Genomic DNA, 13,630 nt, shown 5'->3' on the forward strand with positions numbered 1-13,630 from the left:
ACTCTCAGCGCCTTGTCTGAGGAGTTTTTAGCCGATAACAGGCCTGTTTAATTAGTGTCGACAGGCCCTAATACGCGGCAAACACCGCAGCACTCCGGTGCTGCGATAAACATATCAGTCACTGTTGCTGACTGCAGCAGCCTGCAGATCGCTGACGGAGACAGAACAGTAGGTCTGTACCGACCATGGGGAATACACACTGATCAAATCAAAAACGGGTGCCACGCTGGCCAAGGTGCCGCTGATCAGGGCTGTGGTCAGACCATTGGCAAAGGTGTACTCCACCGTTACTTTACTCCAGGGCTTGCCATGGCATTCACGGTAGAGATTCACCGGTGGGCTGATTTCAATCATGCCGTCGATGGTTGTGTCATGCCATTTGATGCGCAGAGGTTCTGCCGGCTGACGGTTGCTGCTCAGGTCATGGGTAAAATGAATTGTGCTGCAGGCTGACAGCAGTGTGCAGGCAATAACGGCTGCAGTTCTGACAATTTTCCATTCAGTCATTCTGCGTCTCCTGTGCCGGATGATCACACCATACCTTGGCCGTACGCGGCGTATAAATCAGTAGTGTCAGTACACTCTGCAGCCAGTCCGATAAGCTGGTAATTGCCTGCATCTGCATAACCCGCCGTTCACCACAAATAACACTGGTGTTCACTTCGTGTTCGCCAATAATCCCGGCCAGATAAAATGTTTTGCTCGACTGATAATCCGGTGGTGAAGTGTCTTTTTCGCCGCCATAAGGACGAATAGTGACACTGGAGCAGGCTGTCAGAAACAGCAATCCTGCCAGCACAGACAAACGCATTACGCTGATATTGCGTAATACGCTGCATCGGATTAATCCCTTGTTCATCGACACCTCAGAGAGCTCCCTGATTTTCAAACTCCAGAATAAAACAGGCTCCGCCCAACAGCGACTCGCGAATACTGAGGCGGGCGTCATACAATGCCAGAATATCACTGACCAGTGCCAGCCCAAGTCCCTGCCCCGCGGTCATGGTATCCAGGCGCACACCACGTTGCAGAACATGCTCATGTTGCTCTTCGGCAACCCCCGGGCCGTCATCCTCAACACAAAGCTGCCAGCCGGATAAAGTATTATGCGCACTGATCAGCACCTGCCTACGACCATATTTACAGGCATTATCCAGCAGATTACCGATAATCTCGGTCAGGTCGTTATCATCACCCAGAAAGAATACATCGTCATCAGCAACCAGCTGCAAGGTCAGATGTTTATCGGCATACACTTTTTTCATAACACCCAGCAGCGATTCTGCCACCGGTTTTACCGCTACTTTCTGCAGACTGAAACTTTGTGCCTGGCTGACCGCGCGCTGCAACTGAAACCGGATGCGCTCGCTCATCGTATTAATCTGCCGTTCCAGCTCCTGCCGGTCATCATCACTGATCTGCGGCTGATGTACCATGCCACTCATCACCGCCAGCGGCGTTTTCAGACTGTGTGATAAATCGGCGAGCATATTACGGTAACGTTCACGCTGTGCCCGCTCACTCTGCAGCAACTGATTCAGGTTGGTGGTCAGTGGCTGCAGTTCACGCGGATACTCACCGGTTAAATCAGCCTGTTCACCGCGCTGCAGTTTTTCCAGATCATGGCTGACACGACGTAGCGGTGCCAACCCCCAGCGCAGAATCAGCAGCTGCATAACGATCAGCAGCAACGCAAATGTCAGCAGCGCATAATCCATACTGTTGCGGTAGTCGATCAGCTGCCGGTTAAAATCATGCAGATTCTCAATCATCAGCAGATTAAACTGCGGATTATTATTACCGGCATTTCCCCAGTTAACCCCCAGCCGGGCAATCATATATTCTTCGCCCTGCATGCGTGCAAAGCTGTAACGCCACTCCCCAGGCGCGGCGTTGCTGCCGCTCACCGGTGGTAATTCTTTGGCGGACAATGAGCGCCAGACAATCTGATCAGAGGCATCCAGAATCTGAGCGTACAAACCGGAGCCGGTATGATTAAAGCGTTCTTCCGGCAGGTAATCAGGAACCCAGAGTTTGCCCGAGCGATAATCAGCCAAAGCCAGCAGTGAATAGCTGTGCAGGCGCAAACGCTCCTGCAGACCATTAACCTGCGCGTAATAAAACGACTGATAAAGCCATACGCCAATACCCAGCATTAATACTGCCAACAATAATGTTGTCAATAACATCAGCCGGGCACGCAGCGAATTCAGCATTAGCCGTTTTCCGCTATAAACTGATAACCCCGCCCCCGCAGGGTAACAATCGGACTGAAGCCATCCGCCTGAGCCAGCTTTTTACGCAGCCGGCCAATCAGTACTTCAATCACATTACTGTCACGGTCAAAATCCTGCGCATACAGATAATCGGTGAGGGTATTTTTGGAAATAACCTCACTGCTGTGACGCAGCATATATTCCAGAATTTTGTATTCAAATGCGGTCAGTTCCAGACGGGCTCCTGCCAGCAAAACCTGCTGACTCTGCACATCCAGTTCCAGCGGGCCTGCTTTGAGTACGGCACTGTGGCCGGTAATACGGCGCAATAACGCCCGGCTGCGCGCAATTAATTCCTCGATATGAAAGGGCTTTTCCAGATAGTCATCCGCTCCGGCTTCCAGCCCTTCTACCTTGGCTTTCCAGCCGCCTCTGGCTGTCAGAATCAGCAGCGGAAAAGCACAGCCATCTTTACGCAGACGACGAATCAGCTCGATGCCATCAATTTTGGGCAGGCCCAGATCAATAATGGCCATATCGTATGGATATTCGCTGGCCTGAAAATAACCTTCCAGCCCATCGGCTGCCAACTGGCACTGAAAGCCGGCTTTATCCAGACCTTCGGCCAGCTGGCTGCGCAGATTTGCATCGTCTTCCACAATCAGGATTTTCATCGCTGTTCTCCTTGTGCTTCGTTCTGCCGCGCCGGGACGGTATCAGCTGCAGGGGGAATAGTGTCGAGCAGCGTGCCATCGATTGCGTGCATATAGTAACTGGCAATATTGCCCTTACTGCCAAGCAGCTTGATCAGGTAATAAGGTGGTGGGCCTGGCTCAAAATGAATACGCAGGATTTCTCCCGGATACAGCAAACGCAATAAGCGCCCGGCTTCCTGTGGCGAAATAGCATTTGCCGGAGGGTTGACCCGGTGTGAGAACACATCCGGTGGTGGTACCGCCGGCGGTTCTGTTTTAGCGGGTTTGCCCTGAATTTTACGCTCAACCCAGCGGTTAAATGGGGTAAACACCTCCTCAACCCATTCGGTTTTAGGGTTGATGGTTTCCTCTACCCAGTCGGATTCTTCTTCCGGCTTGTCATCCTGCCCGGCCAGCACCGGCCATGCCAGCGCCTGTAGCAGCAGGCATAACAGCAACCGCAGCGCACGGCGATCAGCAGACCGGGACAACGCAGGCGATGCCATCCGGGCACTGAATACAGATTGCAGCGACATGAAAGTGAGGATCAAGAGTGGGGTACCTGTACATCAGTATTCGGGCAATTTAAACAGGATACCCGCTGCAGGTGAACCAAAGCTGAATAAATAACGACGCCAGCTGAACGGGAAATTCAGCTCAGGTTCAGACTCAGTCCGTTACAGTGCAGATTCAATAACCAGAATGGAAGATACTCAGATGGAATTTCCACAGGAATCCAGTGCAGAAGCACAACAAGAGCAACAGCCACAGCGCCACTTTACCGCCTATTTCGACCTCCTGCCCGGCATCACCCGTCAGTTTAGCGAAACCATGGCCAGCAACCGTCAGGCGAAAAACAACAGCGCCGTTGTCGAACCGTTACGCATCAGCTCAGAAGACGATGCCGGCAGTATTGCCGGCTCTGCCGCTCTGTGTGACGGTATGATGTGTACCGACAAAGCCGCCTGACTCTGTTATCGCACAGGCCCTACCAGCCAGTGTGCAATACGGTTGCCGGCTAACAAGGCCAGCACAAAGATCAGCACACCCGGCTCAAATGCGAGCAGGTTCACCAGCGCCGGTCCCGGACAAAGACCAACCAGGCCCCAGCCAATACCAAACAGCAGCGCTCCGGCCAGCAGACGCAGATCAATACGTGTCAGCTTAGGCTCATGAAAAGCCGTGGCGCAGAACGGCGTTTTGCGGCGTTTACTGAAATAGAAAAACAGCGCAAACACCGGAATGGCCGATCCCATAACCGCGATCAGCGATGGGTCCCAGGCAGCAAAAACATCGAGAAATGCCCTCACTTTCGCCGGGTTATTCATTCCGGAAATCAGCAGCCCCAGCCCAAAAATCAGACCACTGGACAGAGCCACCAGCGGGCCCAGCAGGCGTGCGTTCATAAAATACCTCCGGCCAGATTCATAACCGCAACAGTGGCCACACCCGCAACCATAAAAGTGACGGTGGCCACCGCAGAACGCAGCGATAACCGCCCCATACCGCACACACCATGACCACTGGTACAGCCATTGCCGATATAAGTGCCGAATCCGACCAGCAGACCGGCACTGCCCAGCAACAGCGTATTATTGGTGACGACGATAGCCGCGCTGTAACCCAAAGCCAGATATAAAGGGTAAGCCAGCACCAGTCCGGCCAGAAACCAGAGTGCCCAGTAGCGCTGCTTTTCGCGCAGCAAAAACAGACTGGATAACACCCCGGTCATACCACTGATACGACCAATGCCCAGCCACAACAGACTTGCCGCCAGACCAATCAGCGTGCCGCCGATCAGCTCCGGAATAAATTCGTTCATAGAAGAGATACCTGAATAAAACCGTGGGGTATTCTAATCCATGTGCTGGGTTACGTCTGCCGGCGCGTCTGCTGGCGCTTCCGCGCGCAGTAAGCTGACATTCACCACCAAGGTCGCTGGTGCCGCCCATTCTGTAATTTGCGGGAATTACCTATACTGTGAACATTATTTTCAGTAGTCCGGAGTTTCCATGTCTGATGTTTTAGCCGCAGGCCAGCAAGGTATCCCTCTTACCATTCTTGAAAGCAGCGATTTTCCGCGCTGGCTGGAGCAGCAGGCAGACGGCGTAAAAGCCTGGCTGGAAGCCTGCGGCTACAGTGGCAAGGGAGTACAGTTATTACCCGCAGCCAATGGCTCCCTGCAAAGCGCGCTTTTTGTCTGCGATAACCTCGACGATATGTTTGCCTGTGGCGAGCTGGCCAACCTGCTGCCAGCAGCGGATTACGTGATCGACAATATCAGCGATACCGATCAGTTAATCAGCATTGCCTTTGCCTGGGGCGCTGGCGCTTATCGCTTTGAGCGTTATGTCAAACCGGGTAAGCCACAGGCGCGTTTATTACTGGCCGACAGCGGCGCACTGGCGTACGCCCAACAGCTGGTCAGCGCTACCCGTCACGTGCGTGATCTGGTGAATACTCCGGCCGCCGATATGATGCCGCAGCATCTGGCGGCTGCTCTGGAAACTCTGGCAAAAGAATTTGGCGCGCAGTTTTCACAGGTCGTCGGCGATGATCTGCTGAGCGAAAATTATCCGATGATTCATGCGGTCGGGCGCGCCAGTGCCCATGCTCCGCGCCTGCTCGATCTGCGCTGGGGCGATGAAAAACATCCGCTGGTCACTCTGGTGGGTAAAGGTGTGTGCTTTGACAGCGGCGGTCTGGATTTAAAACCTGCCGATGCCATGCGCACCATGAAGAAAGATATGGGCGGCGCGGCCCATGTTGTTGGTCTTGCTTACCTGATTATGGCGCAGCAACTGCCGGTACGTTTACGCGTGCTGGTTCCGGCGGTTGAAAATGCCGTCAGCGCTGACAGTTTCCGTCCCGGTGATGTGCTGAATACACGCAAAGGCTCAACCGTTGAAATTGACAACACCGATGCCGAAGGTCGTCTGGTGCTGTGTGATGCATTAACCGAAGCGGTCAGTGAATCACCGGATCTGGTCATCGACTTCGCCACGCTTACCGGCGCCTGCCGGGTAGCTCTGGGTACTGAATTACCGGGTTTCTTTACCAACCAGATGCAGCTGGCTTCTGATTTAATGCAGGTTGGTCAGCGCATTACCGATCCGGTCTGGCACCTGCCCCTGCATCAGGCTTACCGCGATTCTCTGAAAAGCGATATCGCCGATCTGGTGAACTCTGTACCCGGACCCTTTGGTGGCGCAATTACCGCCGCGCTGTATCTGGAGCATTTTGTTGATAACACGCCCTGGGTGCATTTTGACGTAATGGCCTGGAACCGCCGTAAATTACCGGGCCGTCCGGTGGGTGGTGAAGCCATGGGTATGCGCGCCGTTTTCGCTTATCTGCAGAACCGTTATGCAGCGCAATAAGCGCTGCTATTTTTTTAATATTACTTAATGCCGGGCGATCACGATGGTTCTGAGCACCGCTGAAGTGATGTACTGGTCAACCATGTTTGCTTCGATTCTGTCGGCCTCCGCCGGAGTGCTGGATGCGCGCAGCAAACAGTTTGATCTGTTCGGTATTATGATTATCGCGTTTTGTGCCGCCCTCGGTGGTGGCACCCTGCGCGATACCCTGCTCGACCGCACCGTATTCTGGGTAGCGGATTCCAGTTATCTGATTTTTACCTGGTTTGGTGCACTGGCCACTTTTTTTCTGGCGCGCTGGATTAAATTATCCGGCCGCTGGTTTGTGCTGCCGGATGCCGCAGCCTTAGGTTTATATACGGTGGCCGGCACTCAGGCTGCGCTGGGTGTTGGTGCCGATATGCTGGTCGCTTCTTTTATGGGTGTTATTACCGGCGTTGCCGGTGGGATTCTGCGGGACATACTGCTTAATCAGGACCCGCTGGTATTTCAGGGGCAGTGGTATGCGACCGCCGCCTGGAGCGGCTCCCTGCTGTATATTTTGCTGATTCATAACGATATAAATATCGGCGCCGCTGCTCTGGTGGCCGGTATTTTTATTTTTCTGCTGCGCCTCAGCGCCATCCGCTGGAATCTGGTTTTGCCGCGCTATAAAGAAAAATAACGTCCGCACAGTACCCTGTAAATTCAAAGGAATGAAGATGACCCCCACTCTGACACACTCCCTGTTGCTGTTAACCAGCCTGACCATTGGCACAGCATACGCAGCACCAGAATTACCGCTGGCCGATGGTCAGTATGTATTTCAGCAACGCTACGCCGAGCACCCACAGATGCAGGGCATCAATCTGGATACCGAAATAAAACAGGGAAGGATCTCTCTGACCAATAACGACAGTGACGGCGTATTTCCGTTGGGATTAATTGATGAGGGAGAGCTGTACTGGCATGCCCGCTCCGGTCATTGGATTATTATCTATGAACCGAAGGATAAAGAGGCAAAGGATGTTGGCGGTTGCAGCGATGGTCCGGCGGTCGTTGATCTGGAGAATAAAATTTACTGGACCTGCTGATTGCAGAATCAGGGGCCGGTTAAGAAACCGGCCCGGACGATTATTCGCCGACGCTCGCAATAATATCGGCATAATGAGCCGAGAAATCGTTAAAGGTATCGCTGTTATGGCTGCAGCAACGGATGCCACCACTTTTAATGTCATACACCCAGCCGTGAATATGTACTTTCTGTGTCGACAGTTTGGCGGCCACCACCGGATGGGTACGTAAATGCTGAACCTGCTGCAAAACGTTCTCTTCAATGGCTTCGTTCAGGTGCTCATGACCCAGACACATATCCGATGGAATCCCATTACGTTCGCGCACGATTTCCATCGCGGAACGGCAATGACCTAACCACTCTTTAACGTGCGGCAGCCCCTTCAGCTTGGTCATATCCAGAGCGCCTTTAATCGCACCACAATCGGTATGTCCGCACACAATAATATGGCGTACGCCTAATACCGCGACGGCATACTCAATAGATGCGGTCATGCCACCGGTTTCGTTAGAGTGTGGGGGAATAATATTACCGGCATTACGGCAGATAAAGAGATCACCAGGGGCTGAGCCGGTAACCATATTCGGATCGATACGGGAGTCCGAACAGGTAATAAAGAGTACGTCCGGATTCTGGCCATCGTCAGCCAGCGTGCCGAACAGGTCTTTCTGTTGCGGATACACATTCTGTTTAAAATTCAGTACACCACGTATCAGTTTTTCCACTGCAATCTCCCCTTATCAACGGCGCTAAGAATACGGTATTCCCTCCGTAAGAAACATGATTTTCTCAGCGGACTGTTGTGCCGCTGACGACACAACAATCCTCCCCGGTATCAACCGATTTCGATTAATACCTCACCCGGCGTTACCCGGTCCCCTTTGCTCACATAAACCGCCTGTACGGTACCGGCGATATTGGCGTGAACTTCGGTTTCCATTTTCATCGCTTCAGCAATCAACACAGACTGGCCGGCTTCGACTTTATCACCTTCTTTCACCAGCACATCGACGATATTGCCCGGCATTGCTGCGGTAACATGACCCGGTTGCGTGGCACGTTTACGGCCATGATTGCTGCTGCCTTCGGCGACGTATTCGTTCAGCGATTCAAAAATTACTTCTTCCGGCATACCGTCCAGCGACAGGTACAGTTTGCGTTTACCGGCACCGGAGTCGCCGACACCGGTAATAGCCACTTCATAGCTTTCGCCGTGTACGTCGATACGGAATTCAGTTGCCATCGCTTCACCCATACGGCCTTTGCCTTTCTGATCCGGCGGCAGTAGCTCTTCCGGTTTCAGGGTGCCATCAGCACGTTGCTGCAGGAATTCACGGCCCAGATCCGGGAACATGGCAAAGGTCAGAACATCTTCTTCGCTTTGCGCCAGAGCACCAATGTCATCACGCAGCTTATTCATTTCCGGGCTTAATAAATCCGCCGGACGACCATCATTAACGCTCTCATTACCAATGGCTTTTTTCTGCAATTCAGCATTCACCGGCGCCGGTGCTGCACCATAGCCACCCTGCAGGTAACGCTTAACTTCGTTGGTGATGGTTTTATAACGCTGACCCGCCAGCACGTTGTATACCGCCTGGGTGCCAACAATCTGTGAGGTTGGCGTTACCAGCGGAGGAAAACCAAGGTCTTCACGCACCCGTGGAATTTCGGCAAACACCTCACGGATTTTATCCAGCGCGTTCTGTTCTTTCAGCTGATTGGCCAGGTTGGACATCATGCCGCCCGGCACCTGATTAATCTGCACGGAAACATCTTCGCGGGTAAATTCACTTTCAAACTGGTGGTATTTTTTCCGCACTTCACGGAAGTAATCGGCAATTTCACCCAGCAGTTCCAGATCCAGACCGGTGTCGTAGCCTGTGCCTTTTAACGCAGCAACCTGCGACTCGGTCGCCGGATGACTGGTACCTGAGGCAAAAGAAGAAATCGCAGTATCGATACGGTCAGCACCGGCTTCTATCGCTTTCAGCTGACACAGCGGCGCCAGACCTGCCGTTGAATGACTGTGAATAACCAGCGGTAAATCCACTTCGGCTTTAATCGCTTTTACCAGCTCATAGGTGCCGTATGGTGTGAGCAGACCCGCCATATCTTTAATGGCAATAGAGTCGGCGCCCATGGCCTGCATCGCTTTGGCCTGTTCAACAAAGAGCGCTGGCGTATGCACCGGACTGGTGGTGTAGCAGATGGTGCCCTGCGCATGTTTACCGGCTTTTTTAACCGCTTTCATTGCGGTTTCGATGTTACGCAGATCGTTCAGCGCATCGAATACACGGAATACATCAATGCCGTTATCCGCCGCTTTCTGCACAAAGGCTTCCACCACGTCATCGGCGTAATGGCGATAACCGAGCAGGTTCTGACCACGCAGCAGCATTTGCAGGCGGGTATTGGGCAGCGCTTTTTTCAGCTGACGCAGACGCTCCCACGGGTCTTCTTTAAGGAAACGCACACAGGCATCAAAGGTGGCGCCGCCCCAGACTTCCAGCGACCAGTAGCCGACTTTATCCAGCTTATCGCAGATCGGCAGCATGTCTTCAGTGCGCATACGGGTCGCAATCAGCGACTGGTGTGCATCACGCAGAACCACATCGGTGACTTCAATCTTTTTCACGTTACTCATCATTCATTCCTCCTGCGGATTACCAGCCGGCGTGTGCGGCAATGGCTGCGGCAATGGCCAGCGCAACTTCGCTGGGGTGACGTTTTTCTGAATAATTCAATAATTCCGGATGGGTCGGCACAAAGCTGGTGTCGAATTCCGCCCGTTTAAAATCGGCGTTACTGAGAATCTGCTGGTAATAGTGCGCGGTGGTTTTAATACCGTGCAGACGCATGTCATCCAGCGCGCGCTGACCACGGGCAATCACTTCTTCCCAGGTCAGCGCCCAGACCACCAGTTTTAAACACATGGAGTCGTAATACGGCGGAATTTCATAGCCGGTATAAATTGCTGTATCGACCCGTACACCCGGCCCACCCGGCGCGTAATAGTGAGAGATACGGCCAAAGCTTGGCAGGAAATCGTTTTTCGGGTCTTCGGCATTAATACGGAACTGCAGGGCAAAACCGCGATAGGCAATATCTTCCTGGCGATAACTGAGCGGCAGGCCAGCGGCAATGCGCAGCTGCTCACGCACAATATCCACCCCGGTGATCTGCTCGGTAATGGTGTGCTCGACCTGAACACGGGTATTCATTTCCATGAAGTACACTTCATTGCCGGTCAGCAGGAATTCGACCGTACCGGCATTTTCATAACCGACGGCTGCGGCCGCTTTCACCGCCAGCCCACCAATATACTGGCGCTGCTCCGGTGTTAATTGCGGGCTTGGCGCAATCTCGATCAGCTTCTGGTTACGGCGCTGAATAGAGCAGTCACGCTCATACAGATGCACCACATTGCCCTGACTGTCGGCCAGAATCTGCACTTCGATATGACGCGGGTTTACGATGCACTTTTCCATAAACACATCGGCCGAACCAAAGGCTTTGGTGGCTTCAGAAATAACCCGCGGGTACTGGGATTTTAATTCGTCGGCAGAATCACAACGGCGGATACCGCGGCCACCACCACCGGAAGTGGCTTTCAGCATCACCGGATAACCAATCTCGGCGGCCAGTTTCAGCGCCTCATCCAGATTGGCCAGATTACCGTCGGAACCCGGAGTAATAGGTACGCCAGCGGCGCGCATGGAATCACGGGCCTGGGTTTTATCGCCCATTTTGTGGATAACATCCGACTTCGGCCCGATAAAGGTTACCCCTTTCTGTTCACACAGGCGGGCGAACTCAGCGTTCTCTGACAAAAAGCCGTAGCCCGGATGAATGGCATCGCAGCCGGTTTCCAATGCCAGATTCACAATGCGCAGCGGATCGAGATAACCGGCCAGCGGATCTTCACCCAGCATATAAGCTTCGTCCGCACGCTTAACATGCAGCGCATAGCGGTCCGGTTCGGTATAGATAGCCACCGAACGGATGCCCATCTCGGCGCAGGCGCGCACGATACGGACGGCAATCTCGCCGCGGTTAGCAATAAGAACTTTCTTCAGCATGGGGAACTCCTCGTTCGTAGTCCCTGAGTGAAAGGGTCAGATCAGCTTAGACAACACCAGACCAAAGCAAAAATTGATATTTTTTACCCAACCTATAAGGTATTACTTATACATAAAGACCAACGAGCAACATAGCATGCCAATCAGCGTACAAAAATTAGCCAGCCGCCTGACTTTTCGCCAGTTGCAGGTATTCCACGCAGTATATGAGCTGGAAAGTTACAGTAAGGCGGGCGAGCTGCTCGGCCTGACCCAGCCGGCGGTCAGCAGCCAGATGCGCCAGCTGGAGCAGGCGCTGGAAATGCCCTTATTCGAATACGTCGGCCGCCGTTTATTTGTGACAGCGGCCGGAGAGAAACTGGCCCGGAGCGTGGAGGGTATTTTCGGTGAACTGCGCCGGTTGCAGACCGATCTGGCCGAGCTGGACGGTAAAGTGGCTGGTGAGCTGAAACTGGTGGCGGTGAATACGGCGCAATATGTTGTGCCGTATCTGCTGCGCGCTTTCCTTAATCTTTACCCACAGATCAACGTCAGCGTCAGCGTGGTGAACCGCGCCGCAGCGATTCAGCGCCTGAACGATAACCGTGACGATCTGGTGATTATGGGCATGGTGCCAAGCGAGAAACCGCTGGCATCACTGCCGTTTCTGAATAATGAGCTGGTACCGGTGGTGCCGGCCGGACATCCGCTGTTACTGCAGGAAGCGGTCAGCCCGCAGGACTTCCTCGACAGCAACCTGCTGATGCGCGAGGCGGGTTCCGGCAGCCGCCTGGCGCTGGAAGTACACTGCCAGCAACAACGCCTGCGAGTGAAACCCAGCATGGAAATCGGCTCGAACGACGCCGTTAAACACGCCGTGATTGCCGGCCTTGGTGTAGCCGTGCTGCCTAAGCTCAGCATCCTGCCGGAACTGCAGCTGGGGACGCTGCGGGTGTTGGATATTCCGGGCTTTCCACTGCGCCGCAGCTGGTGTGTGGTGTATCCGCAGGCCAAACATCCAACCCCAGCCATGAAGGCTTTTATTGATTATATTCAGCAGAATATTAAACAGTTCGAGCAGGTATTTTTACGTAACCCACAGTTGAAGTCCTGACCAAAAAAAACGACACCCGCAGGTGTCGTTTTTTATATCAGCCAGCGATTAAGCGGCTTTTTTCAGCTTTTTCTTCAGCACTTTCAGTTTGCTTTCCTGCTTGGAGATCTTGGCCTTACGCGCTTTGATCTCTTTTTTCAGGCTGACGACTTTCTTGGATACTTTCTTAGACATAACAAATTCCTTCTTTATTCCGATGGGTGCATTAAGCACTATGACTCTTCAGTCTGCTGATTTTTCCGGATAAAACCGCGGATAAATCGCCGGATTTCACGGGCTGCACTGGTGTCCAGCTCTTCGCACAGAGCAAGAAACTGTTCCCGCTCTTCGCCATTAATACGGATAAGCAGCTGTGCATCATTCTTTACAGCTTTAGCCTTTTTACTGCGGCCAGTTTTGGCTGAAGCCTTTACCTTATCCACGACGCCTGAAACCCAATAAGATGAAGAGAACTTCATGATATACATTGTATATCATTATGCAATACGTTAATTACTCTGCAGATGACTCCGCTCTGGACTTTGGCTGAAACTGTTTACGATAAGCCGCAGGCGATAAACCCACCCGCTGACGGAAAAGACGGCGGAATGAATTACTGTCTTCATAACCGACCGCCAGCGTAATGCTGTCAATAGTCATGCGGGTCGACTCAATCAGCTGCTTGGCTTTTTCTATGCGCAGCGCCTGCAGATAAGCCAGCGGCGCCTGCCCCGTCGCCTCCTTAAAACGCCGCTTAAAGTTACGCACACCAAAGCCGAAACGGCTGGCCAGTTCATCGATGACCAGCGCTCCGGCAAAGTGTTCATCCAGCCAGTTCTGTACCTTCAGAATATCCTGATCAGTGTGATTTTTCGGCGCGGCCCATAAGGCATAGGGGCTTTGTACGCTGCGGACATTATCAATCAGTAAATAACGGCTGCAGGTTTGTGCCAGCTCTAATGAAGCAAAACGGCGTATAAGGTGCAGCAGCAGATCCAGCACCGCCGTCGCTCCGCCACTGCTGATCAGCTGGCCGTCTTCACACAGCATTTGCTGCTCATCCAGCCGGACCTGCGGGAAGCTGCGCCGGAACAGCCCGGCGAAAGCCCAGTGAGTCGTCACCCGCATACC

The 13,630-nt window shown here is 53.1% G+C and carries 18 protein-coding genes; 5 read left to right on the top strand and 13 right to left on the bottom strand.

Annotated elements, in window-relative coordinates; all coding sequences use genetic code 11:
• Positions 1–114: 114 nt before the first annotated feature.
• Genes B3P58_RS18390 through B3P58_RS18410 form a run of 5 tightly spaced genes read right to left on the bottom strand, consistent with a single transcriptional unit; the run spans position 115 to position 3,462 of the window.
• Positions 115–507 (bottom strand): hypothetical protein, encoded by a 393-nt coding sequence (locus tag B3P58_RS18390; RefSeq protein ID WP_286719573.1) that lies wholly within the window; start codon positions 505–507, stop codon positions 115–117.
• Positions 500–859 carry a Bor family protein gene (locus B3P58_RS18395; RefSeq protein ID WP_186436032.1) on the bottom strand — a complete coding sequence of 120 codons (360 nt, stop codon included), beginning with the start codon at positions 857–859 and terminating at the stop codon, positions 500–502. Before B3P58_RS18395 ends, B3P58_RS18390 begins: the two co-directional genes overlap by 8 nt.
• Before the next feature lie 7 nt (positions 860–866).
• Positions 867–2,216 carry an ATP-binding protein gene (locus B3P58_RS18400; RefSeq protein ID WP_145470889.1) on the bottom strand — a complete coding sequence of 450 codons (1,350 nt, stop codon included), beginning with the start codon at positions 2,214–2,216 and terminating at the stop codon, positions 867–869.
• Entirely contained in the window at positions 2,216–2,890 is a 675-nt protein-coding gene (locus B3P58_RS18405; RefSeq protein WP_145470887.1) for a response regulator transcription factor, read from the bottom strand. The genes B3P58_RS18400 and B3P58_RS18405 overlap by 1 nt, the downstream gene beginning before the upstream one ends.
• The gene (locus tag B3P58_RS18410) at positions 2,887–3,462 is read right to left on the bottom strand and encodes a hypothetical protein (protein WP_286719576.1); all 576 of its coding nucleotides are present in this window, start codon (positions 3,460–3,462) and stop codon (positions 2,887–2,889) included. Before B3P58_RS18410 ends, B3P58_RS18405 begins: the two co-directional genes overlap by 4 nt.
• A gap of 166 nt (positions 3,463–3,628) precedes the next feature.
• Between B3P58_RS18410 and B3P58_RS18415 the strand changes: the two genes are divergently transcribed.
• Positions 3,629–3,880, top strand: a complete 252-nt coding sequence (locus B3P58_RS18415; RefSeq protein ID WP_145470883.1) for a hypothetical protein — start codon at positions 3,629–3,631, stop codon at positions 3,878–3,880.
• A gap of 5 nt (positions 3,881–3,885) precedes the next feature.
• On the opposite strand, the gene B3P58_RS18420 is transcribed toward B3P58_RS18415, so the two are convergent.
• Together B3P58_RS18420 and B3P58_RS18425 are read right to left on the bottom strand one after the other, a co-directional pair.
• Positions 3,886–4,317, bottom strand: a complete 432-nt coding sequence (locus tag B3P58_RS18420; RefSeq protein WP_286719578.1) for a DUF6691 family protein — start codon at positions 4,315–4,317, stop codon at positions 3,886–3,888.
• Positions 4,314–4,733 (bottom strand): YeeE/YedE family protein, encoded by a 420-nt coding sequence (locus B3P58_RS18425; protein WP_145470881.1) that lies wholly within the window; start codon positions 4,731–4,733, stop codon positions 4,314–4,316. Before B3P58_RS18425 ends, B3P58_RS18420 begins: the two co-directional genes overlap by 4 nt.
• Positions 4,734–4,923: 190 nt before the next feature.
• Between B3P58_RS18425 and B3P58_RS18430 the strand changes: the two genes are divergently transcribed.
• The 3 genes from B3P58_RS18430 to B3P58_RS18440 are packed head-to-tail and all read left to right on the top strand — an operon-like array spanning position 4,924 to position 7,364.
• Positions 4,924–6,291 carry a leucyl aminopeptidase family protein gene (locus B3P58_RS18430; protein WP_286719581.1) on the top strand — a complete coding sequence of 456 codons (1,368 nt, stop codon included), beginning with the start codon at positions 4,924–4,926 and terminating at the stop codon, positions 6,289–6,291.
• A gap of 43 nt (positions 6,292–6,334) precedes the next feature.
• On the top strand, positions 6,335–6,955 hold the full coding sequence (locus tag B3P58_RS18435) for a trimeric intracellular cation channel family protein (protein ID WP_145470877.1): 621 nt from the start codon (positions 6,335–6,337) through the stop codon (positions 6,953–6,955).
• 37 nt (positions 6,956–6,992) lie between these two features.
• Complete coding sequence (locus B3P58_RS18440; protein ID WP_286719583.1) at positions 6,993–7,364, top strand: hypothetical protein; 372 nt, start codon at positions 6,993–6,995, stop codon at positions 7,362–7,364.
• Positions 7,365–7,404: 40 nt separating this feature from the next.
• On the opposite strand, the gene B3P58_RS18445 is transcribed toward B3P58_RS18440, so the two are convergent.
• The 3 genes from B3P58_RS18445 to B3P58_RS18455 all read right to left on the bottom strand — a co-directional run bounded on the left by B3P58_RS18445 (position 7,405) and on the right by B3P58_RS18455 (position 11,427).
• Positions 7,405–8,070, bottom strand: a complete 666-nt coding sequence (locus B3P58_RS18445) for a carbonic anhydrase (protein WP_145470874.1) — start codon at positions 8,068–8,070, stop codon at positions 7,405–7,407.
• A 110-nt stretch (positions 8,071–8,180) separates the two neighbouring features.
• Positions 8,181–9,992, bottom strand: coding sequence for a sodium-extruding oxaloacetate decarboxylase subunit alpha (gene oadA, locus B3P58_RS18450; protein ID WP_230331212.1), 1,812 nt, complete (start codon positions 9,990–9,992; stop codon positions 8,181–8,183).
• A gap of 19 nt (positions 9,993–10,011) precedes the next feature.
• Positions 10,012–11,427 (bottom strand): acetyl-CoA carboxylase biotin carboxylase subunit, encoded by a 1,416-nt coding sequence (locus B3P58_RS18455; RefSeq protein WP_286719584.1) that lies wholly within the window; start codon positions 11,425–11,427, stop codon positions 10,012–10,014.
• Between the two features lie 136 nt (positions 11,428–11,563).
• Between B3P58_RS18455 and B3P58_RS18460 the strand changes: the two genes are divergently transcribed.
• Positions 11,564–12,520: a LysR family transcriptional regulator gene (locus B3P58_RS18460; protein WP_286719586.1), complete on the top strand. Its 957-nt coding sequence runs from the start codon at positions 11,564–11,566 to the stop codon at positions 12,518–12,520.
• A gap of 48 nt (positions 12,521–12,568) precedes the next feature.
• On the opposite strand, the gene B3P58_RS18465 is transcribed toward B3P58_RS18460, so the two are convergent.
• From B3P58_RS18465 to B3P58_RS18475, 3 genes are all read right to left on the bottom strand, one after another.
• On the bottom strand, positions 12,569–12,694 hold the full coding sequence (locus tag B3P58_RS18465; protein ID WP_255606124.1) for a hypothetical protein: 126 nt from the start codon (positions 12,692–12,694) through the stop codon (positions 12,569–12,571).
• Between the two features lie 38 nt (positions 12,695–12,732).
• Positions 12,733–12,942 carry a hypothetical protein gene (locus B3P58_RS18470; RefSeq protein WP_286719589.1) on the bottom strand — a complete coding sequence of 70 codons (210 nt, stop codon included), beginning with the start codon at positions 12,940–12,942 and terminating at the stop codon, positions 12,733–12,735.
• A 70-nt stretch (positions 12,943–13,012) separates the two neighbouring features.
• Positions 13,013–13,630 (bottom strand): GlxA family transcriptional regulator (locus B3P58_RS18475; protein ID WP_286719591.1); only part of this gene is annotated, 618 nt, incomplete at its 5' end.

This window comes from Thalassolituus sp. UBA2009, from assembly GCF_002335285.1.
Taxonomy (GTDB): domain Bacteria; phylum Pseudomonadota; class Gammaproteobacteria; order Pseudomonadales; family Oceanobacteraceae; genus Venatoribacter; species Venatoribacter alkanivorans.

Coding starts and splice junctions, on each gene's coding strand:
- B3P58_RS18405 (WP_145470887.1), bottom strand. CDS start 2,890: ATGAAAATCCTGATTGTGGAAGACGATGCAAATCTGCGCAGCCAGCTG.
- B3P58_RS18420 (WP_286719578.1), bottom strand. CDS start 4,317: ATGAACGCACGCCTGCTGGGCCCGCTGGTGGCTCTGTCCAGTGGTCTG.
- oadA (WP_230331212.1), bottom strand. CDS start 9,992: ATGAGTAACGTGAAAAAGATTGAAGTCACCGATGTGGTTCTGCGTGAT.
- B3P58_RS18460 (WP_286719586.1), top strand. CDS start 11,564: ATGCCAATCAGCGTACAAAAATTAGCCAGCCGCCTGACTTTTCGCCAG.
- B3P58_RS18415 (WP_145470883.1), top strand. CDS start 3,629: ATGGAATTTCCACAGGAATCCAGTGCAGAAGCACAACAAGAGCAACAG.
- B3P58_RS18455 (WP_286719584.1), bottom strand. CDS start 11,427: ATGCTGAAGAAAGTTCTTATTGCTAACCGCGGCGAGATTGCCGTCCGT.
- B3P58_RS18425 (WP_145470881.1), bottom strand. CDS start 4,733: ATGAACGAATTTATTCCGGAGCTGATCGGCGGCACGCTGATTGGTCTG.
- B3P58_RS18430 (WP_286719581.1), top strand. CDS start 4,924: ATGTCTGATGTTTTAGCCGCAGGCCAGCAAGGTATCCCTCTTACCATT.
- B3P58_RS18435 (WP_145470877.1), top strand. CDS start 6,335: ATGGTTCTGAGCACCGCTGAAGTGATGTACTGGTCAACCATGTTTGCT.
- B3P58_RS18395 (WP_186436032.1), bottom strand. CDS start 859: ATGAACAAGGGATTAATCCGATGCAGCGTATTACGCAATATCAGCGTA.
- B3P58_RS18440 (WP_286719583.1), top strand. CDS start 6,993: ATGACCCCCACTCTGACACACTCCCTGTTGCTGTTAACCAGCCTGACC.
- B3P58_RS18465 (WP_255606124.1), bottom strand. CDS start 12,694: ATGTCTAAGAAAGTATCCAAGAAAGTCGTCAGCCTGAAAAAAGAGATC.
- B3P58_RS18390 (WP_286719573.1), bottom strand. CDS start 507: ATGACTGAATGGAAAATTGTCAGAACTGCAGCCGTTATTGCCTGCACA.
- B3P58_RS18400 (WP_145470889.1), bottom strand. CDS start 2,216: ATGCTGAATTCGCTGCGTGCCCGGCTGATGTTATTGACAACATTATTG.